Source organism: Pseudomonas sp. B20(2017) (assembly GCF_002113125.1).
Taxonomy (GTDB): domain Bacteria; phylum Pseudomonadota; class Gammaproteobacteria; order Pseudomonadales; family Pseudomonadaceae; genus Aquipseudomonas.
The window spans coordinates 68,396-92,764 of record NZ_NEJP01000015.1; the positions used below are offsets into that span (position 1 = coordinate 68,396).

A 24,369-nucleotide genomic window follows, 5' to 3' on the forward strand; every position below is an offset into this window, starting at 1 on the left:
CCGGGGCGTTTTATTTTCAGCGTTGAAATGATGGAGCGTTCATGTTCGTCCAGATTCTGGGTTCGGCCGCCGGTGGCGGTTTTCCGCAGTGGAACTGCAACTGCGTCAATTGCGCCGGTTTTCGCGACGGCAGCCTGAATGCCCAGGCCCGTACCCAATCGTCCATCGCGATTTCCGATGACGGCGTGAACTGGGTGCTGTGCAACGCCTCGCCGGACGTCCGCGCGCAGCTTCAGAGCTTCGCCCCGATGCAACCGGGCCGTGCCCTGCGTGACACCGGCATCAGCGCGATCATCTTGATGGACAGCCAGATCGACCACACCACCGGCCTGCTCAGCCTGCGCGAAGGCTGCCCGCATCAGGTCTGGTGCACGGACATGGTTCACGAAGACCTGAGCACCGGTTTCCCGCTGTTCACCATGCTCAAGCACTGGAACGGCGGGCTGGACTGGAACCGCATCGAACTCGACCAGAGTTTCACCGTCGCCGCGTGCCCGAACCTGCGCTTCACTCCGCTGCCGTTGCGCAGCGCCGCGCCGCCCTACTCGCCGCACCGTTTCGACCCGCACCCGGGCGACAACATCGGCCTGATCGTCGAAGACCTCAGCACCGGCGGTAAACTGTTCTACGCGCCGGGTTTGGGAAAAGTCGATGCGCCGCTGCTGGAAATCATGGCCGGCAGCGACTGCGTGCTGGTGGACGGGACGATGTGGGACGACGATGAAATGCAGCGCCGTGGCGTCGGCACCCGCACCGGCCGTGAAATGGGCCACCTGGCCCAGAACGGCCCTGGCGGCATGCTCGAAGTGCTGGAACAGCTTCCCGAGCAGCGCAAGGTGCTTATCCACATCAACAACACCAACCCGATTCTCGACGAAGACTCCCCGGAGCGCGCGGAACTTGTTCGGCGCAATGTTGAAGTGGCGTATGACGGCATGAGTATCGTCCTGTAACGAATGGCCCGGAGAACCGCTATGACCGACACCCCGCTGTCCCCCGCCGAATTCGAAGCGGCCCTGCGCGCCAAGGGCGCCTACTACCACATACATCACCCGTATCACGTGGCGATGTATGAAGGCCGGGCCACCCGCGAGCAGATCCAGGGCTGGGTCGCCAACCGCTTCTACTATCAGGTGAACATTCCCCTGAAAGACGCGGCGATCCTCGCCAACTGCCCGGATCGCGAGATCCGCCGCGAGTGGATCCAGCGGCTGCTCGACCACGACGGCGCTCCCGGTGAAGACGGCGGCATCGAAGCCTGGCTGCGACTGGGCAAGGCCGTCGGTCTCGATCCGGATCAATTGCGCTCCCAGGAACTGGTGCTGCCCGGCGTGCGGTTCGCCGTCGATGCCTACGTCAACTTCGCCCGCCGCGCCAGTTGGCAGGAAGCCGCCAGCAGCTCGTTGACCGAACTGTTCGCGCCGCAGATTCACCAGTCGCGGCTCGACAGCTGGCCGCAGCATTACCCGTGGATCGACCCGGCCGGCTACGAATATTTCCGCACCCGTCTCGGTCAGGCCCGGCGCGATGTCGAGCATGGTCTGGCAATCACGCTCGAGCACTACAAGACCCGCGAAGGCCAAGAGCGCATGCTGGAAATTCTCCAGTTCAAACTGGACATTCTTTGGAGCATGCTCGATGCCATGAGCATGGCCTACGAACTGAACCGCCCGCCGTATCACAGCGTCACCGATCAACGGGTCTGGCATAAAGGAATCGCCTTATGAGTTTCGACCGCAGCAAGACCCCGAACTGGCGTCCCGGCTACCGTTTCCAGTACGAACCGGCCCAGAAAGGCCATGTGCTGCTGTACCCGGAGGGCATGATCAAGCTCAACGAAAGTGCCGCGCTGATCGGCGGCCTGATCGACGGTGAGCGGGATGTCGCGGCGATCATCGCCGAACTCGACAAACAGTTTCCCGGCGTACCCGAGCTCGGTGACGACATCGAGCAATTCATGGAGGTTGCCCGTGCGCAGCACTGGATCGAACTTGCCTGAGTCATCGGTGCAAGTCCCGGCCAAACCGGAAATCGGCCTGCCGCTGTGGCTGCTCGCCGAGCTGACTTATCGCTGCCCGCTGCAATGCCCGTACTGCTCCAATCCGCTGGATTTCGCCGAGCAGGGCAAAGAGCTGAGCACCGAGCAGTGGATCAAGGTGTTCCGTGAAGCGCGGGAGATGGGTGCGGCGCAACTGGGCTTTTCCGGGGGTGAACCGCTGGTGCGCCAGGACCTTGCCGAGCTGATCCGTGAAGCGCGTCAGTTGGGTTTCTACACTAACCTGATCACCTCCGGCATCGGCCTGACCGAACAGAAGATCAGCGACTTCAAGAAGGCCGGGCTCGATCACATCCAGATCAGTTTCCAGGCCAGCGACGAGCAAGTGAACAACCTGCTCGCCGGCTCGAAAAAAGCCTTTGCGCAAAAACTGGAAATGGCCCGTGCCGTGAAAGCCCACGGCTATCCGATGGTGCTGAACTTCGTCACCCATCGGCACAACATCGACAAGATCGACCGCATCATTGAACTGTGCATTGCGCTGGAGGCCGACTTCGTCGAACTCGCCACCTGCCAGTTCTACGGCTGGGCGCAGCTCAATCGTGTCGGCCTGTTGCCGACCAAAGAGCAACTGGTGCGGGCCGAACGCATCACCAACGAATACCGCGCCAAACTGGAAGCCGAAGGGCATCCGTGCAAGCTGATTTTCGTCACCCCGGACTATTACGAAGAGCGCCCGAAAGCCTGCATGAATGGCTGGGGCAGTCTGTTTCTGACAGTCACACCGGACGGCACCGCCCTGCCCTGTCATGGCGCCCGACAGCTGCCGGTACAATTTCCCAATGTGCGCGACCACAGCATGCAGCACATCTGGTACGACTCGTTCGGCTTCAACCGTTTCCGCGGTTATGACTGGATGCCCGAGCCATGCCGCTCCTGTGACGAAAAGGAACAGGATTTCGGCGGCTGCCGCTGCCAGGCGTTCATGCTCACTGGTGATGCCAGCAATGCCGATCCGGTGTGCAGCAAGTCCGAACATCACGGCGTGATTCTCAAGGCCCGCGAAGAAGCCGAGCACGCCACCCAGACCATCGAACAACTGGCCTTTCGCAATGAACGAAACTCGCGCCTCATCGCCAAAGGCTGAGCCTTTCAGCGCCACCGCTGCGGTTGCTGCCGGCGTGGATTTCGCCGAATTGCAACTTGGTGCCCATGGTTTGTTCTGGAATGAATATCGCCCGACCGACGCCGCCTGCCGGATCTGGCACTGGCGCGATGGCGCGGCGAAATGTCTGACGCCTGCGGGTTTCAGCGTCCGCAGCCGGGTGTACGAATATGGCGGAGGGGCGTTTTGTCTGACGCCTGACGGGGTGGTTTTCGTTAACGAGGCGGACCAGCAGCTGTACCGACAGACGCTGGGCGGCGAGCCGGTGGCATTGACGTCCGGGGAATGCCGATATGGTGATCTGCACTTTGCCGATGGGCAGGTGCTGGCTGTTGAAGAGAATGGTGATCGGCATCGGCTGGTGGCTATCGATCTGGCGAATGGCGACGGCCATAGTCTGGTTGAAGGCGCGGACTTCTACGCTGCGCCGATCGTCAGCCCGGACGGCCAGCGCTTGGCGTGGATCGAGTGGAGCCGTCCGCATCAGCCGTGGACATCCACCCGACTGATGCTCGCCGAGCGCTCTTCCAATGGATTTTCCGCCCCGCGTTGTGTGGCGGGTGAAGCGTTTGAAGAGTCGATCCAGCAACCGCGTTTCGATGCCAATGGCCGACTGGGCTGTCTGAGCGATCGTGGCGGATATTGGCAACCGTGGTTCGAGTCGGCAGACGGCTTGCAACCGTTAGCCAGCGCCGAAGCCGATCATGCGCCGGCCCCATGGCAACTAGGCGGCTGCACTTGGCTGCCCACCGACGAAAGCTTTATGGCGAGCTGGAGCGAAGGCGGTTTCGGTCGTCTGGCGCTCAACGGTGAAGACTTCACCGGCGACTACAGCCGCTTCCGTCATCTGGCTGTCGATGATCAGTTCATTTACTGCATTGCCGCCTCACCGATCAGCCCTTCAGCGGTGATCGCCATTGATCGCGAATCTCATGAGGTGAATGTCCTGGCTGGCGGTGTCGCACCGCTGCCAGCCGAGCGCATCAGCCGCCCGCAAACCCTGCGCTATCCCAGCGATTCGGGTGAAGCACACGGCTTCTTTTACCCGGCAACGAATGGTGATGTGAAACCGCCGTTGGTGGTGTTCATTCACGGCGGCCCGACGTCGGCGTGCTACCCGATGCTCGACCCGCGCATTCAGTACTGGACGCAACGCGGCTTCGCCGTCGCCGACCTCAATTACCGCGGCAGCAGCGGCTATGGGCGGGAGTATCGGCAGGCGCTGCATCTGAGTTGGGGAGTGGTGGATGTCGAGGATGCCTTTGCAGTGGTGGCCTATCTGGCCGAACGCGGGATGATCGACGGTGAGCGTGCATTCATTCGTGGCGGCAGCGCCGGTGGTTACACGACACTTTGCGCACTGGCATTCCATCAAGTGTTCCGCGCCGGCGCCAGTCTGTACGGCGTCAGTGACCCGGTGGCCCTGGCCCGCGCGACACACAAGTTCGAAGGCGACTACCTGGACTGGCTGATCGGCGATCCGGAGAAAGATGCCGAACGCTACGCGGCTCGCACGCCGTTGCTGCACGCAGGCAACATTCGCGTACCGGTGATTTTCTTCCAAGGAGAACTGGACGCCGTCGTCGTGCCGCAACAGACCCGCGACATGGTCGCGGCCCTGGAGCAAAACGGCATTGAAGTCGAAGCGCATTACTACGCCGATGAACGCCACGGCTTCCGCCGGGCCGACAACCAAGCCCATGCGCTGGAGCAGGAATGGCGGTTCTATCGGCGAGTGATGGGTTTGACGGACTGAGACTCAGCGCTTGGCGATGATGTACACCGCGTGCACGATCCCCGGAATATAACCGCACAGCGTCAGCAGAATGTTCAGCCAGAACGCGCCGCCAAACCCGACCTGCAGAAACACACCCAGTGGCGGCAAGATAATGGCGATGATGATGCGGATAAAGTCCATGGGGTAGCTCCTGATTGGGGGTTGGCTCACCTGAGCCATACAAGCTAATCGACCCGTGCCGTTTGTCAGGGTTCAGTGCAAACTGCAATCCCGCCATCTGATTGCCATTACCCGCCACAAAAAAAACGCCCCACGCCAAAAGAATCAGGCGTGGGGCGTGCGTTATACCGCGAGACGGTTCTTGAATTCGGGTGGGAAACTTCAGCTCAGACGGCAATCCCTTTGCGGCATTGCAGTTGCGCGGTGCGTACCCGGGAGAAGGCGCGAGCCAGGCGCAGGAGCATTTCGTCGATGTTGGCCTTGCTGACGTTGAGCGCCGGGGTGAAGCGCAGGCAGTTGGCTTGAGGAGCGTTGAGCAGCAAGCCTTCGTGAAGCGCGGCTTTTACCACGGCCTCAGCGGAGTCTTCCGACAGGGTCAGTCCCCAGAACAGGCCTTGCCCGCGCAACTCGCCATGTTCATAACGATGGGCCAGACGGGCGAGCCCTTCGCGCAGATGCTGGCCGTTGTCCCGGATCTGTTCGAGGAAGGCGCGATCCTGCACGCTGTCGAGCACCACCAGGCCGGCGGCGGTCATCAGCGCGTTGCCATGATGAGTGCCGCCCAACTCACCTGAGTCGAAACAGCAGGCCTTGCCTCGCGCCAGCAACGCCGCCAGTGGCACGCCACCGCCGAGGCCTTTGCCGAGCACGACGATATCGGCGCGCACGCCGTAGGACTGTTCGGCGAGCAAGGTGCCACAGCGGCCGATGCCGGTCTGAACTTCATCGAGAATCAGCAGAATCCCCAACTCACGACACAGGCGTTCGACACCCTTGAGGTAATGCTCGGTCGCAGGGATTACCCCGGCATCGCTCTGGATCGGCTCGAGCATGATCGCCACGGTCTGCGCATCAACCGCCGCGTGCAGCGCCGGCAGGTCATTGAACGGCACCAGATCGAAACCCGGCAGCAGCGGCGCAAAACGGTTGTGCAGGTTGCAACTGTCCGACGCCGAAATCGTCGCCAGACTACGTCCGTGGCAGCCTTGTCTGGCAACAATGATCCGCGAGGCGCCGCCGCGATGCAGTTGGCCCCATTTACGCGCCAGTTTGATCGCCGCTTCGCAGGCTTCGCTGCCGCTGTTGAGCAAGTAGGCCTGATCGCTGGCAGTGCTCGCACAAAGACGTTCGGCGAGGCTGAGCATGCCGCGGTTGTGCAGATTGAAGCCGGGATTGATCAGGGCCTGAGCCTGGTTGGCAATAGCTTTGACCAGTGCCGAAGGGCTGTGGCCGAGGCTGTTGGCGCCACCACCTTGGGAAAAGTCCAGGTAGGCGCGGTCATTGCTGTCCCATAGCCAGGAGCCCTGGCCGCGAACGAATACTTGCTGCGGGCGCTCGACGCTGGGCATCAGGCGCTCGGCATTCAGGCCATCAGCGGCGTCCGATTCCTGGGTTTCAAAAGCCAGGTCATCGAGGCTCGGCGTCTGGCGCCGCAAACTGAACAGATTCATTGAAAAAAACCTCGCTCGAGGTTTTTTGAACTGCCTATGCAAACACTTTCAAAACAAACGCTGGTCATTGCGCTTTCCGGCCCTGTAAGCCTTGTGAATGCGGTTAGACTAGGCCGGTTCACGGCGTCGAGCCATTTCGATTTCCCAGCATTTTCGATAAGTATTACTTATGGATTTCAAACAACTGCGTTATTTCGTCGCGGTCTACGAAGAAGGTCATGTCGGACGCGCCGCCGAACGCCTGTCGATCTCTCAACCCGCGCTGTCCCAGCAGATTCGCCATCTGGAACAAAACCTCGACGTCATCCTGTTCGAACGCAGCAGCAAGCGCCTGTTGCCGACCCTCGCCGCCCACACCTTATACAACCACGCTTTGCCACTGCTCGACGGCATGCAGCGGGCGCGAGAGGCGCTGGGCAACTTCAAGGGTCAGGCACTGCGCACATTGGCGATCGGCGTGCTGCAAACCGTGCACACCAGCCTGGTGCCGCAAATGCTGGAACGAGTGCGCAAGGCCCAGCCGCATCTGGTGGTACAGATTTATGAACTGACGGGACTTGAGATCGAGCGGCGTTTGCTCAACGGCTCGCTGGACATCGGCATCAGCTATCTGCCGCCACGCCAGCCGGGGCTGCACGGCGTGATGCTGTACGAAGATGAACTGACGCTGGTCATCCCGGCGGATCATCCGCTGCGGGAATTCAAGAAAGTCTCCATGAGTCAGGCGGCCGAATTGCCGATGTTGCTACTGGGCGAAGAGTTTCAGATCCGCCAGATCTGGCAGGCGCAACTGGCCAGCCTCGGGCGACGCCCGCAAGTGCAGGCCGAATTGAACAATATGGTGGGGATTCTCGACAGCCTGCCGCATACCCGTCTGGCGACGGTGCTGCCCGGCCGCTCGCAAAAGGAGTACGACGATCAGGATCTGCTGTGGAAACCGTTGAGTGAGCCGCGCGTGCCGTTGAAGGTCGGGCTGGTGTGTCGCGATGTGCAGCGCCAGCAGGCGCCGTTGGCCTTGCTGCGAACGTTGCTGGAAGAGGTGATGCAGCGTGAGGACAAACCGCTGAAAGGGGCGCCACCGCTGGACGCGCTGAGCTGAAAACTTTTCTGCGGGCATAAGAAAACCCCGCCGAAGCGGGGCTTTGCAGACTGTTTCCCTGACATCCATTTCACTCCGCCACCCTGGCAGAATCCTACGTGTCCGTGTTGTTGCTTTGCGCTTCCTGCGCGACGTCCATGGAAAGTAGATTAGCTCTGGATCCAATCTACGCCTATGGGAGAACAGCAGCACGTCATGTAAGAGATCGCTTACATGACGTTACATCATCAGAACTGCGCAGCGTCCAGCAGGAACAGCGACTCGCTGCCGGCCTTGACCGACGCGCTCAACGAGTGAATCCGCGGCAGCAGACGGGCGAAATAGAACCGCGCCGTGCCGAGTTTGCTCGCATAGAAATCGTCCTGCGCTTCTTTGCCCAGCGATGCCTTGGCCATCAGCGCCCACATGTAGGCGTAAGCGGTGTAGCCGAACACCTGCAGGTACTCGACCGATGCCGCGCCGATTTCGTTCGGGTTGGTTTTCGCCCGGTCCAGCAGCCACGAGGTCAGCTCGTCGAGGGTGTCGACAGCGTCATTCAGCGGCTTGGTGAACTCGCCCAGATCGGCACTGGCGGTTGCAGTGAAATGGCGGATCTCGTCGGCGAACAATTTGTAGAACGCGCCGCCGCTGCCGACGATCTTGCGACCCACCAGGTCCAGCGCCTGAATGCCGTTGGTGCCTTCGTAGATTTGGGTGATGCGCACGTCACGCACCAGTTGCTCCTGGCCCCACTCACGGATGTAGCCGTGGCCGCCGAAGATCTGCTGACCGTGGACGGTGGTTTCCAGACCCAGATCGGTCAGGAACGCCTTGGCCACTGGCGTCAGCAACGCAACCAGATCTTCCGCACGTTTGCGGGTGGCGGCGTCTTCGCTGAACTTGGCAGTGTCGAGCTGCATCGCCACGTAAGTGGAGAACGCACGGCCGCCTTCGTTCGAGGCTTTCATGGTCAGCAGCATGCGACGCACGTCCGGGTGGACGATGATCGGGTCGGCCACCTTGTCCTTGTTCTGCGCGCCGGTCGGCGAACGGCTTTGCAGGCGGTCGCGGGCGTATTCGATGGCGTTCTGGTACGAGCGCTCGCCGGTGGCCAGGCCCTGGATACCGACGCCCAGACGCTCGTAGTTCATCATGGTGAACATCGCGGCCAGGCCCTTGTTCGGCTCGCCGACCAGGTAACCCACGGCTTCGTCGAAGTTCATCACGCACGTAGCGGACGCCTGGATGCCCATCTTGTGTTCGATCGAACCGCAGTTCGCCGGGTTGCGTGCGCCCAGGCTGCCATCGGCATTGACCATGAACTTCGGCACCAGGAACAGCGAAATGCCTTTCGGCCCCGCCGGTGCGTCCGGCAGTTTGGCCAGCACCAGGTGGATGATGTTTTCGGTCAGATCGTGTTCACCGCCGGTGATGAAGATCTTGGTGCCGCTGACCTTATAGGAACCGTCGGCCTGAGGCTCGGCCTTGGTGCGGATGATGCCCAGGTCGGTGCCGGCATGCGGTTCGGTCAGGCACATGGAACCGGCCCAGACGCCGGCGTACATGTTCGGCAGGTACGCGGCTTTCAGCTCTTCGCTGGCGTGGGCGTTGATCGACAGGCACGCGCCGGCGGTCAGCATCGGGTACAGGCCGAAAGCCAGACTGGCGGAGTTGACCATTTCTTCGACCTGAGCCGACACGGCTTTCGGCATGCCCATGCCGCCGTAGGCCGGATCACCGCCCACACCGACCCAGCCGCCTTCGGCATAAGTCTGATAGGCCTGTGGGAAACCGGCCGGCGTGGTAACGGCACCGTCGGCCCAGTGGCAGCCTTCTTCGTCGGCGGCACGGCTCAGGGGCGCGATGCTTTTGCTGGTGACCTTGCCGGCCTCCTCGAGAATGGCTTCAACGGTTTCCGCATCCACGGTTTCGGCCAGGGCCGGCAGTTCGGCCCAGAGTTTGGCGACTTCGAACACTTCATTGAGGACGAAGCGCATATCGCGCAGCGGCGCTTTGTAGTCAGCCATGGCAAACCTCGCAAAGATCTAAACAGGTGGTTCGTGGAAAGGTGATTTCGTTGAGCCGGAGTGTAACCCAACAACTTTTGCGACACATAGGGTCAGGCGGTGACTGTTTTGTTATTTTTAGTCATCAGCAATCAATCATAAAGAAGCCCGCAATCAGCGGGCTCTTTTGTTTAACAGGGGCTTGTTACAGCGAGAACAACTGAGCCGGCAGTTTCATCAGGCAATCGCTGCCCGCCTCGATCGCCGAACAATGCGCTGCGGTGCGCGGCAACAGACGCTTGAAGTAGAACTCGCACGTCGCCAGTTTGCCCTGGTAGAAATCGCCATCACCCTCGCCCGACTCCAGCTGCGCCTGGGCGACCAGCGCCATGCGCAGCCACAGGTAGCCGAGAGCGATGTAACCGCTGTACATCAGGTAATCCACCGACGCGGCGCCGACTTCATCGGGATTCTTCATCGCGGCCATGCCGACCTTCACGGTCAGCTCGCCCCATTGCTGGTTGAGGCCATCGAGCTGCGCGACAAACGCGCCCAGTTGCGGATGCCCGGTGTTGGCGGCGCAGAATTTGTGGACGATTTTGGTGAAGTTGCGCAGCAGCTTGCCCTGGCTGCCCAGCACTTTGCGCCCGAGCAGGTCCAGCGCCTGAATGCCGTTGGTGCCTTCGTAGATCGGCGCGATCCGGCAATCGCGAACCAGTTGCTCCATGCCCCACTCGCGGATAAATCCGTGGCCACCGAAAATCTGCATGCCGTGGTTGGTCACCTCAAGGCCGGTGTCGGTCATGAACGCTTTGCAGATAGGCGTCAGGAACGCCAACAGATCTTCGGCTTCCTGACGCGCGTCGGCGTCCGGGCTAAGGTGCGCGACATCGAGCATCTGCGCGGTGAAATAAGTCAGCGCGCGGTTGCCTTCGTTGAAGGCTTTCATGGTTAGCAGCATGCGTCGCACGTCCGGGTGGACGATGATCGGGTCGGCCGGTTTGTCCGGGGCTTTGGCGCCGGTCAGGGCACGCATCTGCAAGCGGTCGTTGGCGTATTTGATTGCGCCCTGGAAACTCGCTTCGCCCAGACACAGGCCCTGCATTCCGGTGCCGAGGCGCGCGTGGTTCATCATGGTGAACATGCAGTTCAGGCCTTTGTTCGGCTCGCCGATCAGGAAGCCTTTGGCGTCGTCGAAGTTCAGCACGCAGGTGGCCGAGGCCTTGATTCCCATCTTGTGTTCGATAGAACCGCAGGAAACGCCGTTGCGCTCGCCGGCCTCACCGGAGGCGTCCGGAAGGAATTTCGGCACGATGAACAGCGAGATGCCTTTGGTCCCCGCCGGCGCGTCCGGCAGTTTGGCCAGCACCAGATGAATGATGTTGTCGCTCATGTCGTGCTCGCCGGCGGAGATGAAAATCTTGCTGCCGGTCACTGCGTAACTGCCGTCGGCCTGCGGCACGGCGCGGGTCTTGATGATGCCCAGGTCGGTGCCGCAATGGGCTTCGGTCAGGCACATGGTGCCGGTCCACTGACCGGCGGTGAGTTTGCGCAGGTAGGTGTTTTTCTGTTCGTCGGTGCCGTGGGCGTGGATCGCCGACATGGCGCCGTGGGTCAGGCCCGGGTACATGCCCCACGAGGTGTTGCTGGAGGCGACCATTTCGCTGATCACCAGCCCCAGCGAACTCGGCAGGCCCTGGCCGCCGTAGGTCGGATCTGCCGCCAGACCGTGCCAGCCACCTTCCACGTATTGTGCGAAGGCCTGCTTGAAACCTGTAGGCGTTGTCACCACGCCATTGTCGAAATGGCAGCCCTCTTCGTCACCGCTGCGATTGAGCGGTGCCAGAACGTTCTCACAGAACTTCGCACCTTCGTCGAGGATCGCGTTGATCATATCCGGGCTGGCGTCGTGGGCGCCGAGGGCCGCGTACTGGGTGTGGAAGTCAAAGACGTGGTCGATCAGAAAGCGCATGTCGCGCAGGGGAGCTTTGTATTCGGGCATCGTGGCTTCTCCTTCAGCAGATTGCTTCAACCTACTGCCGGCCACCCTGCCCCACAATCACTGTCCAGACGCTGAATGCGCCGTCATCACTCAACCTGCGGCGTTGTCCATGCGCACCGCGCCACGGCGGTTCTGCCCGAACGCCATCACGCAGTTACGGCCTGCGCCCTTGGCGCTGTAGAGCGCCTGGTCGGCGGATTTCAGTACCTCTTCCGGAGTGCGCTGTTCCAGACGTTCGGCCACGCCGATGCTGACCGTGACCGACACACTGGACGCGCCCGAACCCGAGCGCCGCTGGCGGCCCTGCTGATCATCCTGCGGGCGGCTTTCCTGATTTCGCAGCTGGATGTTGTAGGACGCAATCGACTCGCGGATGACCTCAAGGTGGGGCATGCACTCCTCGAGGGTCTTGCCCGCAAACACCAAGGCAAATTCCTCACCGCCATAGCGATAAGCCCTACCGCCGCCGCTGATTTTGGACAGCTTGCTGGCGACCAGTCGCAGGACCTGATCCCCCACGTCATGGCCGTGGGTGTCGTTGAATTTTTTGAAGTGATCGACATCGCTCATCGCCAGCACATAGTTGCGACCCAGACGCTGCATGCGCTCGTTGAGTGCGCGGCGCCCGGGCAGACCGGTGAGTTCGTCGCGGAAGGCCATTTGATAAGCCTCGTGCGCCACCGCCGCGGCAATCATCAACATCACCTGGCTGCACATGATGTTCAGGGTGAACGGCAGGATGAAGGTCTTCGGCAGCATCCAGAACACGCCGAGCAACCCCACCAGTTGCGCCGCATGCAGCGGACGCGGGTTGCGCCAGTATTGCCAGGCCAGCAACAGGAACGCCGAGAGGAACACCGGATAGGACATCTGGATCAGGCTCATCCACGCGCCGTGCAGCGCCGGCCAGCGGATCTCGGAAAGCCACATCAGCAACGCCTGCGGATAACTTTGCTCAAGCCCCAACGCCACGCTGCCAAAGGCCAGCAGCACGGCGAAGCGCGCGACCATGTCCTGAAACAGGTGCGTGCGCTCTTGCCACGCGGCGAACAGACCGAATAGCAGCGGCAACAGCAGACAGACCAGATGGAACACCACGGCCGCGTCTTCGCGAACCTTGCCATTGTCGCGGTAATAGTCGGTCTGGGTGTCGAGCAGGAAGTAGGCGATGTACACCGTGACCATCAGAAACAGCTCGCGCTGGCGTCGGTAAACCGCGCAATACGACCCACCCAGCAACAGCACCAAGGTTGGCAGCACGTTGAACAGCGAGGTGAAGAACACGTTGAGGTCTTTGACGTACGCAGCCGCCAACCCCGCGAGCAACAACAGCAGTGAAGGCAGGAAATGACTGAAACGTACAGCGGAAGAACGCGGCAAGGGTAAAGCTCCGACCCGTCATGGCAAAGAGATAGCATTGTGCCTGCAATGTGGCCAGTTAAGCACACACAATGTGATCCAGATCACAGGCTGTCTCTTTAACGGCCGAAATCTGCGGTTGCTGAGGGATTTAGTAAGGTTTTTTGCGGAATGGCCGTTAGACGGCCACCATGGCCATCATTCTTGATGGCCATGGTCTGTTTTTCTATTCAGAGATCGTTATAGAAAGGCTGTAATGGCCCTTCGGACGCCGGCCGGCCTTCAGCACCGTAAGGCTTGAGATTGAGCGATGCGTCCATCGCCTGACGGGTGGTGACTTTTGGACTGGCCGGGCGCTGGGTCACGGCATTTTCATCGCCGATATGGCCTTGCGGGATCACTAACGACGGATGATCGAACGGTGCTCGCTCCCAGGCTACGCGCGGATCGGTCAAGCCGACTTCCATGAATTTCACCAGCGCGTCGATTTCATCAGGCGTCAGGTTCAGCGCCGTCATGTCCGGGTCGAGGTTGGAAGTGTTGTGCTGGTTCACCGCCGGATGCTCGAAGCCGCTGGTGTTGTTGGCGTCTTCCCCGCGCCGGTCCCCGCCACGGTTGTAGAACTCCATCACCTGTTTGAGCGTCGAGCGGCTGCCGTTGTGGAAGTACGGCCCGGTCAGCGCGATGTTGCGCAGAGTAGGCGTCTTGAACGCGCCGTCGACCGAATCGCGGAAACCGACATTCGGCTTGAGCGTGGCATCGCATGGAATGGCCGCGCTCAACGGCGCCTCGAACGTGCAGACATCGACGTCCAGCGGATCGACCGATTTTCCGCCCTGCAACACCGTGTTGTACTGCCGAGTGAACGACCACGGATTGCCCCACGCATCCGCGCCGCCGAGGGCCAGGTCTTCCGAGGTCGGACGCACGCCGGTGTTGTAGAAGCCGTTGTCGTAGAGGGTGGTCAGGTTGTCGGCCATCACCATCCGTTCGATGCGTTCGCGCGGATGCATCAGCAGGCGGCTGGCGGCGTTGGTCAGCTCCGGACCGCCGTGGCAATTGACGCATTTACCCTTGCCGAGAAACAGGTTCATGCCTTCGACCTGTTGCGCGTTCATTGCGGTGTGATCGCCTTGCAGGTAGGCGTCGATCGGCGCCTGATCGGACACCAGCGTCGCCTCATACATCTGGATCGCCAGGCCGAAGAACAGCGGGAAGTTGGCCTCCATCTGGGTGTACGGCGCGCCGCCCACCAGAACGTTTTGCGTGGCGTTCCACAGCCGGGGCTGGAAGGCGTTCTTGATCAGCTCGCGATAGGTCGGCCGCCGTGCGCCGGACACAGGGCCCAGCACCGAATCGGTGGATGAGATCCGCTGCTGCTTGAGCATCAACGTGTCGAGCATCCTGCGGCCGATGTCGGCAAAGGTGCGACCGCCGCAGGACATTTCCACCGGGCTACCGGGCGGGCCGACGGCTTGCGAGGCGGCTGACGCATCGTTGAGCGCCAGCCGCACTTTGGTCGCGATTGTGCTGCGCTCGCTGGTCACGTAGATCCCGGCATCCGGATCGCGATTGCCGAATGGCGAGAAGCCGTTGAACACGTTGTTGGCCCGACCATCCCAGAAGTTGCGCACGTTGAACGCGGCGTTGATCACCGACGGCGCGTTGCGTCCGGTGCTGCGCCGTACGTTGATGCCGCCGACCTGGAAAATACCGTCCGGCTGCTGAGTACATTTGTCGAAACGCGCCTGATTGGGTTTGACGAAGTTGGCGTCGAACACGCCTTGCGAGCCGACCACATCGTCCGTCGAGTAAACGATGGGTGAGTTGCGCTCCAGCGGATTGCTCAGCACGTGAGTCGGGAAGTCGGTTTTCTTCAGCGTGTAGTTCGGGCCACCCTTGCCGCCGGACAACGTTGCGTAGGACGCCACATCACCGGGAATATCCGACGCCACAAACGGCTTGTTGAAGATCGACGCGACGTTGGCGTTGGTATGCGCCTGGCCGGGGTTGAGCTGGTTGGTGATGCGGTGATCGACGCCGGCGTGGTAGTGGCAGGAGGCGCAGGCGGTGGCGCCATCGCTGCCGATCTCCATGTCCCAGAACAACGCCTTGCCCAACAGGATCGCGGCCTGGCGATTGAGCACGTAGTCGGTCATCAGGTCGACCTTGCGCCCGCCTTCGGTTCCGGACGGATCGGGGGGCACCATCCCGCGCAACGATTGCAGCGACGGCACCTCCGGCACGGGAGGATCGACCTCGGCGGGGTCGGCGGCCCATGCGCTGTGGACTGACAGCGAGATGGGTAACCAGAAGGTCAAACGAGCGAGTCGACTGATGTTCATAGGCTTCACCCTGACTGTTGTTGTTAAGTGCCGGGCGTCTTGCTTCTTTGAGCAGGCAGTTCTGATAAGCACCGGTAAATCGGGCAGTGCAATTAATTGGCCACTCTTCTGGAAACATTTTGAATCAATAAGCGCAAGGGTTCGGCTGAGCAGCGCCCTTATCCATGCTGGGGAATGAGCCCCGGGATTGGGGAAATCCGGGTACAAAAAAAACCGCTGCCCCCGAAGGAGCAGCGGTTTTTTGAAGGACTGCGTTAAGGCTTAGTAGCCCAGTGCGAAGTCTTCTTCTTTCATGTCCATCAGGTTGTTAGCGCCCGACAGCATGGTGGCCACGTGCGTACGGGTACGCGGCAGGATGCGCTGGAAGTAGAAGCGCGCGGTTTGCAGCTTGGCGGTGTAGAACGCCTCGTCGGTGGTGCCGGCAGCCAGTTTTTCGGCAGCCAGACGCGCCATGTCGGCCCAGAAGTAGGCCAGGCAGGCGTAACCGGAGTACATCAGGTAGTCCACGGAGGCCGCGCCGACTTCTTCGCGATCTTTCATGGCGGCCATACCGACCTTCATGGTCAGTTCGCCCCACTCTTTGTTCAGTGCAGCCAACGGTGCGACGAATTCTTTGACCGCTTCGTTGCCTTCGTTGTTCTGGCAGAACTTGTGGACGATCTTGGTGAAGCCTTTGAGAGCCTCGCCTTGAGTCATCAGCACTTTACGGCCCAGCAGGTCGAGTGCCTGGATGCCGGTGGTGCCTTCGTACAGCATCGAGATGCGGCTGTCGCGAACGTTCTGCTCCATGCCCCACTCGGCGATGAAGCCATGGCCGCCGTAGATCTGCACGCCGTGGTTGGCGGATTCGAAACCGACTTCGGTCATGAACGCCTTGGCGATCGGAGTCATGAAGGCCAGCAGTGCGTCGGCTTTCTTTTTCTCTTCTTCGTCCACGCCGTATTTGACGATGTCGACCTGTTTGGCGGTGAAGTACACCATCGCACGGTTGCCTTCGGCGAATGCCTTCATGGTCAACAGCATGCGGCGTACATCTGGGTGAACGATGATCGGGTCAGCGGCCTTGTCCGGCGCTTTCGGGCCAGTCAGGGAACGCATTTGCAGGCGATCGCGAGCGTATTTCAGGCCGCCCTGAAAGCCGATTTCGGCGTGGGCCAGACCTTGCAGCGCGGTACCCAGACGTGCGGTGTTCATGAAGGTGAACATGCAGTTCAGGCCTTTGTTCGCCGGGCCGATCAGGAAACCGGTCGCGCCATCGAAGTTCATCACGCAAGTGGCGTTGCCGTGGATGCCCATCTTGTGTTCGATCGAACCGCAGGTCACAGCATTGCGTGCACCGACGGTGCCGTCGGCGTTCGGCAGGAACTTGGGAACGATGAACAGCGAGATGCCTTTGGTGCCGGCCGGTGCGTCCGGCAGGCGGGCCAGCACGATGTGGACGATGTTGTCGGCCATGTCGTGTTCACCGGCCGAGATGAAGATCTTGGTACCGGAAACTTTGTAGGAACCGTCGGCCTGAGGCTCGGCCTTGGTGCGCAGCATGCCCAGGTCGGTGCCGCAGTGCGGCTCGGTCAGGCACATGGTGCCGGTCCATTCGCCGGAGACCAGTTTGGTCAGATAAGCTTCTTGCTGCTCTGGGGTGCCGTGTTCGGAGATGGTGTTCATCGCGCCGTGCGACAGGCCCGGGTACATGCCCCACGACCAGTTGGCTTCGCCGACCATCTCGCTGACAGCCAGACCCAGCGACTCAGGCAGACCCTGACCGCCGTGCTCGACGTCATGGGCCAGGCTCGGCCAGCCGCCTTCCACGAATTGCTTGTAGGCCTCTTTGAAGCCGGTCGGGGTTTTCACGCCGGACTCGCTCCAGGTGCAGCCTTCGGTGTCACCCACGCGGTTCAGCGGTGCCAGCACCTGCTCACAAAACTTGGCGCCCTCTTCAAGAATGGCGTCAACCATGTCCGGCGTTGCTTCTGCGCACGCTGGAAGGCTCTGATAGTGCGCTTCGTAGCCGAGCAGTTCGTCACGAACGAAGCGAATATCACGCAAGGGGGCCTTGTAGTCAGGCATAGCGATAAACCTCTGCTGATGTAACCGGGAATGAACGACCGCGTTGATTTGTTGTGACGGTCAAACAGTTGTTTGAAACATACGTTTACGCCGAAATCTTGTCAAGCATCGTTCTTTTGCCATTCGTCATCACATTTTCCGAACGCCGGACACAGCAACACGACATTCGCCCGACCGAGCCATGTGCACTGAAAAAAGATTAGTTGAGGGAGAAGGACTTACAACGAAAAACGCCGCGAACAGTCGCGGCATCTGGCAAAGCGCAGGTCAGAAAATCAGGCGAACGTATCGATGATCGTACCGAGCATTTCATCGGAAGCCTTGGCGACTTTCGTGCCCAGTTCCACTTGAAACTTGCCCTGGGCCATCTCGGCCATGGCGCTGCCCGGATCCATTTGCTGGCTGCGATCCACGCCACGCAGGCGATCGATCTGGGCCTCGGAGGACTGGCTGGTGACCGAACGCTCAATGGTGTTGTTGGCGATCTGGCTGGCGGCCTGATCGACACGGTTCTGTCCGGTCTGAATGGTGCTCAGACCTGCATAAAAAGCTGTGTTTCCAGAGATTTCCATGGGAGCTCTCATCCTTGGGAAGGATCAATGGGTGCCATTGAACCAGAGGCGTCAGAAAAACACCCGTCAAAAACACTAATGGCACAGTGCCTTGTCATAGCCAAAATCAGTCGAGCAGATCCAGTTGCAAGTGATCGGCGACCGCTTCGGCGCTGACCGCCTTGAGTTTCGGCACCCGCCCCAGGCACGGCGCCGGAATCCGCTCCGCCAGTGTCGCCAGGTTTTCCTCCAGCCGCGACGTCTTCGGATCAATGATGTTCGCCACCCATCCCGCCAGTTGCAGCCCGTCCCGGGCAATCGCCTCGGCAGTCAGCAACGCATGACTGATGCAACCCAGACGCACGCCGACCACCAGAATCACCGGCAGATTCAGCGCAATCGCCAGATCCGACAGATTGTCCTGATCCGCCAACGGCACCCGCCAGCCACCCGCGCCTTCGATCAGTGTGAAGTCGGCGTTCATGGCCAGAATCTCGCGCATCGGCGCCAGCAACGATTGCACGGTCAGCGCCACACCCGCCTCACGCGCTGCCAGGTGCGGCGCGATCGCCGGCTCGAACGCCACCGGGTTGATCTGTTGATACGTCAGCGGCACCGAGCATTCGGCCTGCAACGCCAGCGCATCGGAATTGCGCAAACCTCTGGGCGTCACCACACAACCGGACGCCACCGGTTTGCCCGCTGCCGTGCTCAACCCCGCCGACCGAGCAGCGTGCAGCAACCCGGCAGCGACGGTGGTCTTGCCGACGTCAGTGTCGGTTCCGGTGATGAAATAGGCTGCGCTCATAAGGGTTTCTCCAACACGGCGTAGACCACCTGATAAGTCGCCGGCAAGCCCTGCGGCTGACGGAACTGCTCGTAGGCCTCGACCAAGCCCAGAATCCGCGCCCGTCCGGTCAATCCACCCGGCCGGCCAGGGTTCAGGTTATGTGCGCCCAAGGCCTTGAGTTCATGGGTCAGGCTGCGCACATCCGGGTAATGCAGCACATGTGGCCGGGTCTCCAGACAAACATTTCGCAAACCACTGGCAGCACACAATTGCTCGTAGCGGGCGAACTCGCGGAAGCGGTTGACGTGCACCAGACCATCGATCTGACGCCAGCTGTCGCGCAATTCGTACAGCGTCCCTACACAAAGACTAGCAAACGCGAAAATCCCCCCCGGCTTCAGCACCCGAAACGCTTCGCCGAGCACCGCTTCGAAGTCCGCGCACCACTGCACGGCGAGGCTGGAGAAGATCAGATCGCAGGTCGAATCCTGCAACGGCAAACGTTCGGCATCGCCAGCAATGAAGTGCATGGCACCACCCAACGGCCGCGCGTGATTGAGCATGCCCTCCGCGATATCCAGCGCCAGCCCCTCACCAAATCGCTCGGCCAGCGCCCGTGTGAAATACCCGGTGCCGCAGCCCAGATCCAGCCAGCGTGCCGGCCGAAAATCCACTGGCAAGCGATTCATCAACTGCGTACCGACATCGCGCTGCAACTCGGCGACGCTGTCGTAGCTGGCCGCTGCGCGAGAAAAAGAAGCCGCGACCTGGCGCTTGTCAGGCAAGCCGCCGGGCAACGCAGCAACAGACAAATCAGTCATCACCGCACTCACTTAAAAACGCCTGGATCGCGCCGGCCACGCCGTGGGGGTCCTCCAGAAGAAACGCATGGCTGGCCTGCTCGATCAGGCCGACCTCGACATCCGCCAGCAACGCGAACAACTCGCCCGCAGCTTCCGCCGGCACCAACCCGTCCAGCCCGCCAAACAGATGCAATTGCGGGCCACGAAACGCCTGCAAGGCTTCGCGCGTATCGATCTGCGCCAACAATTCCAGACCGGCCATCAACGCGGCCGGCGAGGTATTCGGCGCGCCGCCGAGCAACAGCCGCGACAAGCCGCGCGCATCTTGCGCGCCCTGGGCGCACAACAGAGAGAATCGTTTGAGGGTCGTGCGCGGGTCGGCGCTGCAACCGGCCAAGAACGCATCGAAGGTCTCGCCGGGCATCGCGCTCGGCCATTGTTCATGGGCGACAAACGAAGGGTTGCTGGCCAGGGTCAGCAAGCCGCAACAATGTTCGCCACGCCGCGCCGCCAACTCGGAAGCGAGCATGCCGCCCAGTGACCAGCCCCCGAGCCAGGCATCTTCGGGGATGCGTTCATCGAGCTCGTCGAGCCAGTCTTGCAAATCGCTGGAATCCAGCCCCGGCAACGGCTCGATGTCGACCTGCAGGTGCTCGTCGAGTCCGCGCAACGCAGCGGCCAGCGGCTCCAGCGGCGAAACGCCGAGCCCCCAACCCGGTAGCAGAATCAGGCGATCACGCATGGCTTGGCTCCGACTTGAGTTGAGCAAAGCAATCGGCCAGTCCTTCTAACAATAGCTGCACCTGCGCCTCGCTGTGGGCAGCGGTCAGCGTCACCCGCAACCGCGCGCTGCCGGCAGGTACGGTCGGCGGGCGGATCGCGGTGACCATCAGCCCACGCTCGCGCAGCATCTGCGACAGACGCACAGCGCGGCCGGCATCACCGATCATGATCGGCTGGATCGGCGTGAAGCTGTCCATCAACTCCAGACCGATCTGTTCGGCACCGTGGCGGAACTGGCGGATCAGCGTTTGCAGATGCTCGCGACGCCAATGCTCGCTGCGCAGCAGTTCCAGACTTTTCAACGTTGCGCAGGCCAGCGCAGGCGGCTGGCTGGTGGTGTAGATGTAGGGGCGGGCGAACTGGACCAGGCTTTCGATCAGCTCTTCACTGCCGGCGACGAACGCACCCGCCGTGCCAAACGCTTTGCCGAGGGTGCCGACCAGCACCGGCACGTCTTCCTGGCTCAAACCGAAATGCTCGACGATCCCGCCACCGTTTGCCCCCAACGGGCCGAATCCGTGGGCGTCATCGACCATCAACCACGCACCTTTGGCCTTGGCTTCGCGGGCCAGCGCCGGAAGATCGGCAAGGTCGCCGTCCATGCTGAACACGCCGTCAGTGACCACCAAAGTATTGCCGGTGGCTTTCTCCAGACGCTTGGCCAGACTGTCGGCGTCGTTGTGCAGATAACGATTGAAGCGCGCGCCGGACAACAGTCCGGCATCCAGCAACGACGCATGATTGAGCCGGTCTTCCAGCACCGTATCGCCCTGCCCGACCAATGCGGTGACCGCGCCGAGGTTGGCCATGTAACCGGTAGTGAACAACAGCGCGCGGGGCCGTCCGGTGAGGTCGGCCAAGGCTTCTTCCAGCGCGTGATGCGGGCCGCTGTGGCCGATCACCAGATGCGAGGCACCGCCGCCGACGCCCCACTTCGAAGCACCGGCGCGCCAGGCTTCGATCACTTGCGGATGATTGGCCAGGCCCAGGTAATCGTTGTTGCAGAACGCCAGCAATGGCTGACCGTCGACCACCACTTGCGGCCCTTGCGGGCTTTCAAGCAGCGGTCGCTGGCGATAAAGATTTTCGGCACGACGGGCAGCAAGGCGTGCGGCGAGATCGAAAGACATGCAAGCCTCGACATTCAAGTGACACAGATCCCTTGTGGGAGCGAGCCTGCTCGCGAAGAGGCCTTCACATCCGACATCAATGTCGACTGAAGCACCGCTTTCGCGAGCAAGCTCGCTCCCACAGGGGTTTGCATTCCTTCAGAGTAATCCGCGCAGGTTTTTACACCGCCGCGTTGTAGAACTGCTCGCTGCTCTTCTGCTCCACCAGCGCCTGCTCGATGGCGGCCTGATGCACTTCGTCGGCATGCTCTTCACGGGCTTCCGGCTGAATGCCCAGACGTGCGAACAGTTGCATGTCCTTGTCGGCCTGCGGGTTGGCGGTGGTCAGCAGTTTGTCGCCGTAGAAGATCGAGTTGGCGCCAGCAAAAAACGCCAGGGCCTGCATTTGCTCGTTCATCGCTTCGCGGCCGGCGGACAGGCGCACGTGGGATTGCGGCATAAGAATGCGCGCCACGGCGAGCATGCGGATGAAGTCGAACGGATCGACGTCGTCGGCGTTCTCCAGCGGCGTGCCGGCGACTTTCACCAGCATGTTGATCGGCACCGATTCCGGATGCTCCGGCAGGTTGGCCAGCTGAATCAGCAGGTTCGCGCGGTCATCGAGAGACTCGCCCATGCCGAGAATGCCGCCGGAGCAGATTTTCATCCCCGCATCGCGCACGTACGCCAGGGTTTGCAGGCGTTCGCTGTAAGTGCGGGTGGTGATGATGCTGCCGTAGAACTCCGGCGAGGTGTCGAGGTTGTGGTTGTAGTAGTCGAGCCCGGCCTTGGCCAGCGCTTCGGTCTGATCCTGATCGAGACGACCGAGGGTCATGCAGGTTTCCAGGCCCATGGCCTTCACGCCTTCGACCATCTTCAGTACGTAAGGCATGTCCTTGGCCGACGGGTGTTTCCACGCCGCGCCCATGCAGAAGCGGGTTGAGCCGATAGCTTTGGCGCGGGCAGCCTCTTCGAGGACTTTCTGCACTTCCATCAACTTTTCTTTTTCCAGCCCGGTGTTGTAGTGACCGGACTGCGGACAATATTTGCAATCTTCCGGACAGGCGCCGGTCTTGATCGACAGCAGGGTGGAAACCTGGACGCGGTTGGCGTCGAAATGCGCGCGGTGCACCGTTTGCGCCTGGAACAGCAAGTCGTTGAAGGGCTGAACGAAGAGTGCTTTGACTTCGGCCAAAGTCCAGTCGTGACGCAGGGTGGCAGTGGTGCTGGCGCTCATGGGCGTTTCCTTGGTTATGCTTGGCTGGCGCCTGGGGAAACGGAATACCCACAGGCACGACACGGATGTTCGGCATATTTAAGGAAGAGCCATGCGCTGTCAACCACACTACAAAAGGCCGGTTTACATCTGGTTAAAAAACAAACAACACTGTTTATTGTGTGACGAACCGGCAGACGGGCAAATCCCGATCTGCACCGCCTGTGAAACCGATCTGCCGTGGCTGGGCGATCAATGCGTGACCTGCGCCCTGCCCCTCGCCGCCAGCCTGACCTGTGGTGCCTGCCTGCAGGATCCACCGGCCTTTGAACAAGTCGCCGTGCCATGGACTTACAGCTTTCCGATGGACACGCTGATCACCCGCTTCAAGCACAACGGCAAATGGCCGCTTGGCCACTTGCTCGCCGACGTTCTCGGCGAGTTCCTGCAACATCGCTTCGAAGAAGACCTGCCTCGCCCGGACGCCCTGCTGCCGGTGCCGCTTGCACCGAAACGCCTGCGCCAGCGCGGCTTCAATCAGGCGGCGATGCTGGCGCAATGGCTGGGAAAATCACTTGACCTACCTTGCGAAGAACACAGTCTTTTGCGCGTGCAGGATACCGACGCCCAGCAGACCCTCAACGCCAAGGCCCGTAAACGCAATCTGCGCCACGCCTTCGCCTTGAGCCCCGATGCCCAGGTGAAGGGCCGGCACCTGGCCCTGGTCGACGACGTGCTGACCACTGGCGCCACCGCCCAGGCGCTGGCCCGTTTGCTGATGGACGCCGGCGCCGCGCGGGTGGATGTGTACTGTCTGGCCCGCACGCCAAAACCCGGCGACCCGGCTTGACGGATACGCCTCGAGCCGCCAACGTCCTCCCTCAACCCTTCAGCAAAGCGTCCGCCATGTCCTTGCCCACCCTGTTGTCCCAGCACATCGTCCGCCGTCCGCAGCGCATCGCCTTGCTGCAACACATCGCCGAACAGGGTTCAATCACCCGCGCTGCGAAAAGCGCCGGCCTGAGTTACAAGGCGGCGTGGGATGCCATCGATGAGCTGAACAATCTTGCGCAGAAACCTCTGGTCGAGCGCGCGGTCGGCGGCAAGGGCGGCGGTGGCGCCAAACTGTCGAGCGAAGGCGAACGGGTGCTGCGCCTCTATCAAAAGCTGCAAGCCCTGCAGGCCCAGGTGCTGGAAGCGGCCGAGGACGCCAGCGATCTGGACCTGCTCGGTCGGCTGATGCTCAGGACCAGCGCGCGCAATCAACTGCACGGCAAAGTCGTGCAGATCGAAGGTCAGGGCCGCAACGACCTGATCCGCCTCGAACTGGCCGAAGGTCTGTCGATCGACGCACAGATCACCCACGACAGCACCGTGCACCTGGAGCTGCAGCCGGGCACCGAAGTGGTGGCGCTGATCAAGGCTGGCTGGCTCGAACTGCTCGCGCCAGAGGCCACGCCTGCCGCCGGCCACAACCTTTTGAGCGGTCGGATCGAGGCGATTCTCGACGCCGAGGACGGCCCGAGCGAAGTGCGCATCGCCCTGCCCAACGGCCAGACCTTGTGTGCGCTGGCCGAACCGCTGGACTTGCGTACCCGTGGCCTGACGGTCGAGCAACCGGTGCAGGTGCAGTTTTCGCCGTCCAATGTGCTGCTGGGAACACCACTCTAAACAGCGCTGCAACGAAAGCG

Annotated in this window: 21 protein-coding genes; 8 read left to right on the plus strand and 13 right to left on the minus strand. The window is 61.4% G+C overall.

Annotation, left to right across the window (positions count from 1 at the left end; all coding sequences use genetic code 11):
* The first annotated feature begins 41 nt into the window (after positions 1 to 41).
* Genes pqqB through CAF63_RS21290 form a run of 5 tightly spaced genes read left to right on the plus strand, consistent with a single transcriptional unit; the run spans position 42 to position 4,917 of the window.
* Entirely contained in the window at positions 42 to 953 is a 912-nt protein-coding gene (pqqB, locus tag CAF63_RS21270; RefSeq protein ID WP_085688492.1) for a pyrroloquinoline quinone biosynthesis protein PqqB, read from the plus strand.
* Between the two features lie 21 nt (positions 954 to 974).
* The gene (pqqC, locus tag CAF63_RS21275; RefSeq protein WP_085688494.1) at positions 975 to 1,727 is read left to right on the plus strand and encodes a pyrroloquinoline-quinone synthase PqqC; all 753 of its coding nucleotides are present in this window, start codon (positions 975 to 977) and stop codon (positions 1,725 to 1,727) included.
* Positions 1,724 to 1,999: a pyrroloquinoline quinone biosynthesis peptide chaperone PqqD gene (gene pqqD, locus CAF63_RS21280; protein WP_085688496.1), complete on the plus strand. Its 276-nt coding sequence runs from the start codon at positions 1,724 to 1,726 to the stop codon at positions 1,997 to 1,999. Before pqqC ends, pqqD begins: the two co-directional genes overlap by 4 nt.
* Positions 2,000 to 2,006: 7 nt before the next feature.
* A complete protein-coding gene (gene pqqE, locus CAF63_RS21285; RefSeq protein ID WP_371807421.1) occupies positions 2,007 to 3,143 on the plus strand; it encodes a pyrroloquinoline quinone biosynthesis protein PqqE in 1,137 nt (378 codons plus the stop codon).
* Positions 3,109 to 4,917: a S9 family peptidase gene (locus tag CAF63_RS21290; protein WP_085688498.1), complete on the plus strand. Its 1,809-nt coding sequence runs from the start codon at positions 3,109 to 3,111 to the stop codon at positions 4,915 to 4,917. The genes pqqE and CAF63_RS21290 overlap by 35 nt, the downstream gene beginning before the upstream one ends.
* Before the next feature lie 3 nt (positions 4,918 to 4,920).
* Here the strand turns inward: CAF63_RS21290 and CAF63_RS21295 are convergent, their stop codons facing one another.
* Positions 4,921 to 5,079: a YqaE/Pmp3 family membrane protein gene (locus CAF63_RS21295; RefSeq protein WP_065259115.1), complete on the minus strand. Its 159-nt coding sequence runs from the start codon at positions 5,077 to 5,079 to the stop codon at positions 4,921 to 4,923.
* A gap of 206 nt (positions 5,080 to 5,285) precedes the next feature.
* Positions 5,286 to 6,569 carry an aspartate aminotransferase family protein gene (locus CAF63_RS21300; protein WP_085688500.1) on the minus strand — a complete coding sequence of 428 codons (1,284 nt, stop codon included), beginning with the start codon at positions 6,567 to 6,569 and terminating at the stop codon, positions 5,286 to 5,288.
* 169 nt (positions 6,570 to 6,738) lie between these two features.
* Between CAF63_RS21300 and CAF63_RS21305 the strand changes: the two genes are divergently transcribed.
* The gene (locus CAF63_RS21305) at positions 6,739 to 7,668 is read left to right on the plus strand and encodes a LysR family transcriptional regulator (RefSeq protein WP_085688502.1); all 930 of its coding nucleotides are present in this window, start codon (positions 6,739 to 6,741) and stop codon (positions 7,666 to 7,668) included.
* Positions 7,669 to 7,895: 227 nt separating this feature from the next.
* Here CAF63_RS21305 and CAF63_RS21310 read toward each other — a convergent pair whose 3' ends face one another.
* From CAF63_RS21310 to bioB, 11 genes are all read right to left on the minus strand, one after another.
* Positions 7,896 to 9,674, minus strand: coding sequence for an acyl-CoA dehydrogenase C-terminal domain-containing protein (locus CAF63_RS21310; protein ID WP_085612949.1), 1,779 nt, complete (start codon positions 9,672 to 9,674; stop codon positions 7,896 to 7,898).
* Between the two features lie 184 nt (positions 9,675 to 9,858).
* Positions 9,859 to 11,655, minus strand: coding sequence for an acyl-CoA dehydrogenase C-terminal domain-containing protein (locus tag CAF63_RS21315; protein ID WP_085688504.1), 1,797 nt, complete (start codon positions 11,653 to 11,655; stop codon positions 9,859 to 9,861).
* A 90-nt stretch (positions 11,656 to 11,745) separates the two neighbouring features.
* Positions 11,746 to 13,035, minus strand: a complete 1,290-nt coding sequence (locus tag CAF63_RS21320; RefSeq protein WP_085688506.1) for a GGDEF domain-containing protein — start codon at positions 13,033 to 13,035, stop codon at positions 11,746 to 11,748.
* A 209-nt stretch (positions 13,036 to 13,244) separates the two neighbouring features.
* Entirely contained in the window at positions 13,245 to 15,359 is a 2,115-nt protein-coding gene (locus tag CAF63_RS21325) for a cytochrome-c peroxidase (protein ID WP_085688508.1), read from the minus strand.
* A gap of 261 nt (positions 15,360 to 15,620) precedes the next feature.
* Entirely contained in the window at positions 15,621 to 17,426 is a 1,806-nt protein-coding gene (locus CAF63_RS21330) for a phenylacyl-CoA dehydrogenase (RefSeq protein ID WP_074692190.1), read from the minus strand.
* A gap of 275 nt (positions 17,427 to 17,701) precedes the next feature.
* Complete coding sequence (locus CAF63_RS21335) at positions 17,702 to 17,998, minus strand: hypothetical protein (RefSeq protein WP_011336239.1); 297 nt, start codon at positions 17,996 to 17,998, stop codon at positions 17,702 to 17,704.
* Between the two features lie 106 nt (positions 17,999 to 18,104).
* Positions 18,105 to 18,785: a dethiobiotin synthase gene (bioD, locus tag CAF63_RS21340; RefSeq protein ID WP_085688510.1), complete on the minus strand. Its 681-nt coding sequence runs from the start codon at positions 18,783 to 18,785 to the stop codon at positions 18,105 to 18,107.
* The gene (gene bioC / locus CAF63_RS21345; protein WP_085688512.1) at positions 18,782 to 19,588 is read right to left on the minus strand and encodes a malonyl-ACP O-methyltransferase BioC; all 807 of its coding nucleotides are present in this window, start codon (positions 19,586 to 19,588) and stop codon (positions 18,782 to 18,784) included. The genes bioD and bioC overlap by 4 nt, the downstream gene beginning before the upstream one ends.
* On the minus strand, positions 19,581 to 20,312 hold the full coding sequence (locus CAF63_RS21350) for an alpha/beta fold hydrolase (RefSeq protein WP_085688514.1): 732 nt from the start codon (positions 20,310 to 20,312) through the stop codon (positions 19,581 to 19,583). The genes bioC and CAF63_RS21350 overlap by 8 nt, the downstream gene beginning before the upstream one ends.
* Positions 20,305 to 21,483 carry an 8-amino-7-oxononanoate synthase gene (gene bioF / locus CAF63_RS21355; RefSeq protein ID WP_085688516.1) on the minus strand — a complete coding sequence of 393 codons (1,179 nt, stop codon included), beginning with the start codon at positions 21,481 to 21,483 and terminating at the stop codon, positions 20,305 to 20,307. Before bioF ends, CAF63_RS21350 begins: the two co-directional genes overlap by 8 nt.
* A gap of 160 nt (positions 21,484 to 21,643) precedes the next feature.
* On the minus strand, positions 21,644 to 22,699 hold the full coding sequence (bioB, locus tag CAF63_RS21360) for a biotin synthase BioB (protein WP_007959840.1): 1,056 nt from the start codon (positions 22,697 to 22,699) through the stop codon (positions 21,644 to 21,646).
* A 91-nt stretch (positions 22,700 to 22,790) separates the two neighbouring features.
* Here bioB and CAF63_RS21365 point away from each other — a divergent pair, with 91 nt between their 5' ends.
* Both CAF63_RS21365 and CAF63_RS21370 read left to right on the plus strand, forming a co-directional pair.
* Positions 22,791 to 23,528 carry a ComF family protein gene (locus CAF63_RS21365; RefSeq protein ID WP_085688518.1) on the plus strand — a complete coding sequence of 246 codons (738 nt, stop codon included), beginning with the start codon at positions 22,791 to 22,793 and terminating at the stop codon, positions 23,526 to 23,528.
* Between the two features lie 56 nt (positions 23,529 to 23,584).
* Positions 23,585 to 24,349: a TOBE domain-containing protein gene (locus tag CAF63_RS21370; protein ID WP_085688520.1), complete on the plus strand. Its 765-nt coding sequence runs from the start codon at positions 23,585 to 23,587 to the stop codon at positions 24,347 to 24,349.
* Positions 24,350 to 24,369: the final 20 nt, after the last annotated feature.

Coding starts and splice junctions, on each gene's coding strand:
- bioB (WP_007959840.1), bottom strand. CDS start 22,699: ATGAGCGCCAGCACCACTGCCACCCTGCGTCACGACTGGACTTTGGCC.
- CAF63_RS21330 (WP_074692190.1), bottom strand. CDS start 17,426: ATGCCTGACTACAAGGCCCCCTTGCGTGATATTCGCTTCGTTCGTGAC.
- CAF63_RS21335 (WP_011336239.1), bottom strand. CDS start 17,998: ATGGAAATCTCTGGAAACACAGCTTTTTATGCAGGTCTGAGCACCATT.
- CAF63_RS21305 (WP_085688502.1), top strand. CDS start 6,739: ATGGATTTCAAACAACTGCGTTATTTCGTCGCGGTCTACGAAGAAGGT.
- CAF63_RS21315 (WP_085688504.1), bottom strand. CDS start 11,655: ATGCCCGAATACAAAGCTCCCCTGCGCGACATGCGCTTTCTGATCGAC.
- CAF63_RS21370 (WP_085688520.1), top strand. CDS start 23,585: ATGTCCTTGCCCACCCTGTTGTCCCAGCACATCGTCCGCCGTCCGCAG.
- CAF63_RS21300 (WP_085688500.1), bottom strand. CDS start 6,569: ATGAATCTGTTCAGTTTGCGGCGCCAGACGCCGAGCCTCGATGACCTG.
- CAF63_RS21310 (WP_085612949.1), bottom strand. CDS start 9,674: ATGGCTGACTACAAAGCGCCGCTGCGCGATATGCGCTTCGTCCTCAAT.
- CAF63_RS21295 (WP_065259115.1), bottom strand. CDS start 5,079: ATGGACTTTATCCGCATCATCATCGCCATTATCTTGCCGCCACTGGGT.
- CAF63_RS21325 (WP_085688508.1), bottom strand. CDS start 15,359: ATGAACATCAGTCGACTCGCTCGTTTGACCTTCTGGTTACCCATCTCG.
- bioD (WP_085688510.1), bottom strand. CDS start 18,785: ATGAGCGCAGCCTATTTCATCACCGGAACCGACACTGACGTCGGCAAG.
- pqqD (WP_085688496.1), top strand. CDS start 1,724: ATGAGTTTCGACCGCAGCAAGACCCCGAACTGGCGTCCCGGCTACCGT.
- pqqB (WP_085688492.1), top strand. CDS start 42: ATGTTCGTCCAGATTCTGGGTTCGGCCGCCGGTGGCGGTTTTCCGCAG.
- pqqC (WP_085688494.1), top strand. CDS start 975: ATGACCGACACCCCGCTGTCCCCCGCCGAATTCGAAGCGGCCCTGCGC.
- CAF63_RS21365 (WP_085688518.1), top strand. CDS start 22,791: ATGCGCTGTCAACCACACTACAAAAGGCCGGTTTACATCTGGTTAAAA.
- bioF (WP_085688516.1), bottom strand. CDS start 21,483: ATGTCTTTCGATCTCGCCGCACGCCTTGCTGCCCGTCGTGCCGAAAAT.
- CAF63_RS21350 (WP_085688514.1), bottom strand. CDS start 20,312: ATGCGTGATCGCCTGATTCTGCTACCGGGTTGGGGGCTCGGCGTTTCG.
- CAF63_RS21290 (WP_085688498.1), top strand. CDS start 3,109: ATGAACGAAACTCGCGCCTCATCGCCAAAGGCTGAGCCTTTCAGCGCC.
- bioC (WP_085688512.1), bottom strand. CDS start 19,588: ATGACTGATTTGTCTGTTGCTGCGTTGCCCGGCGGCTTGCCTGACAAG.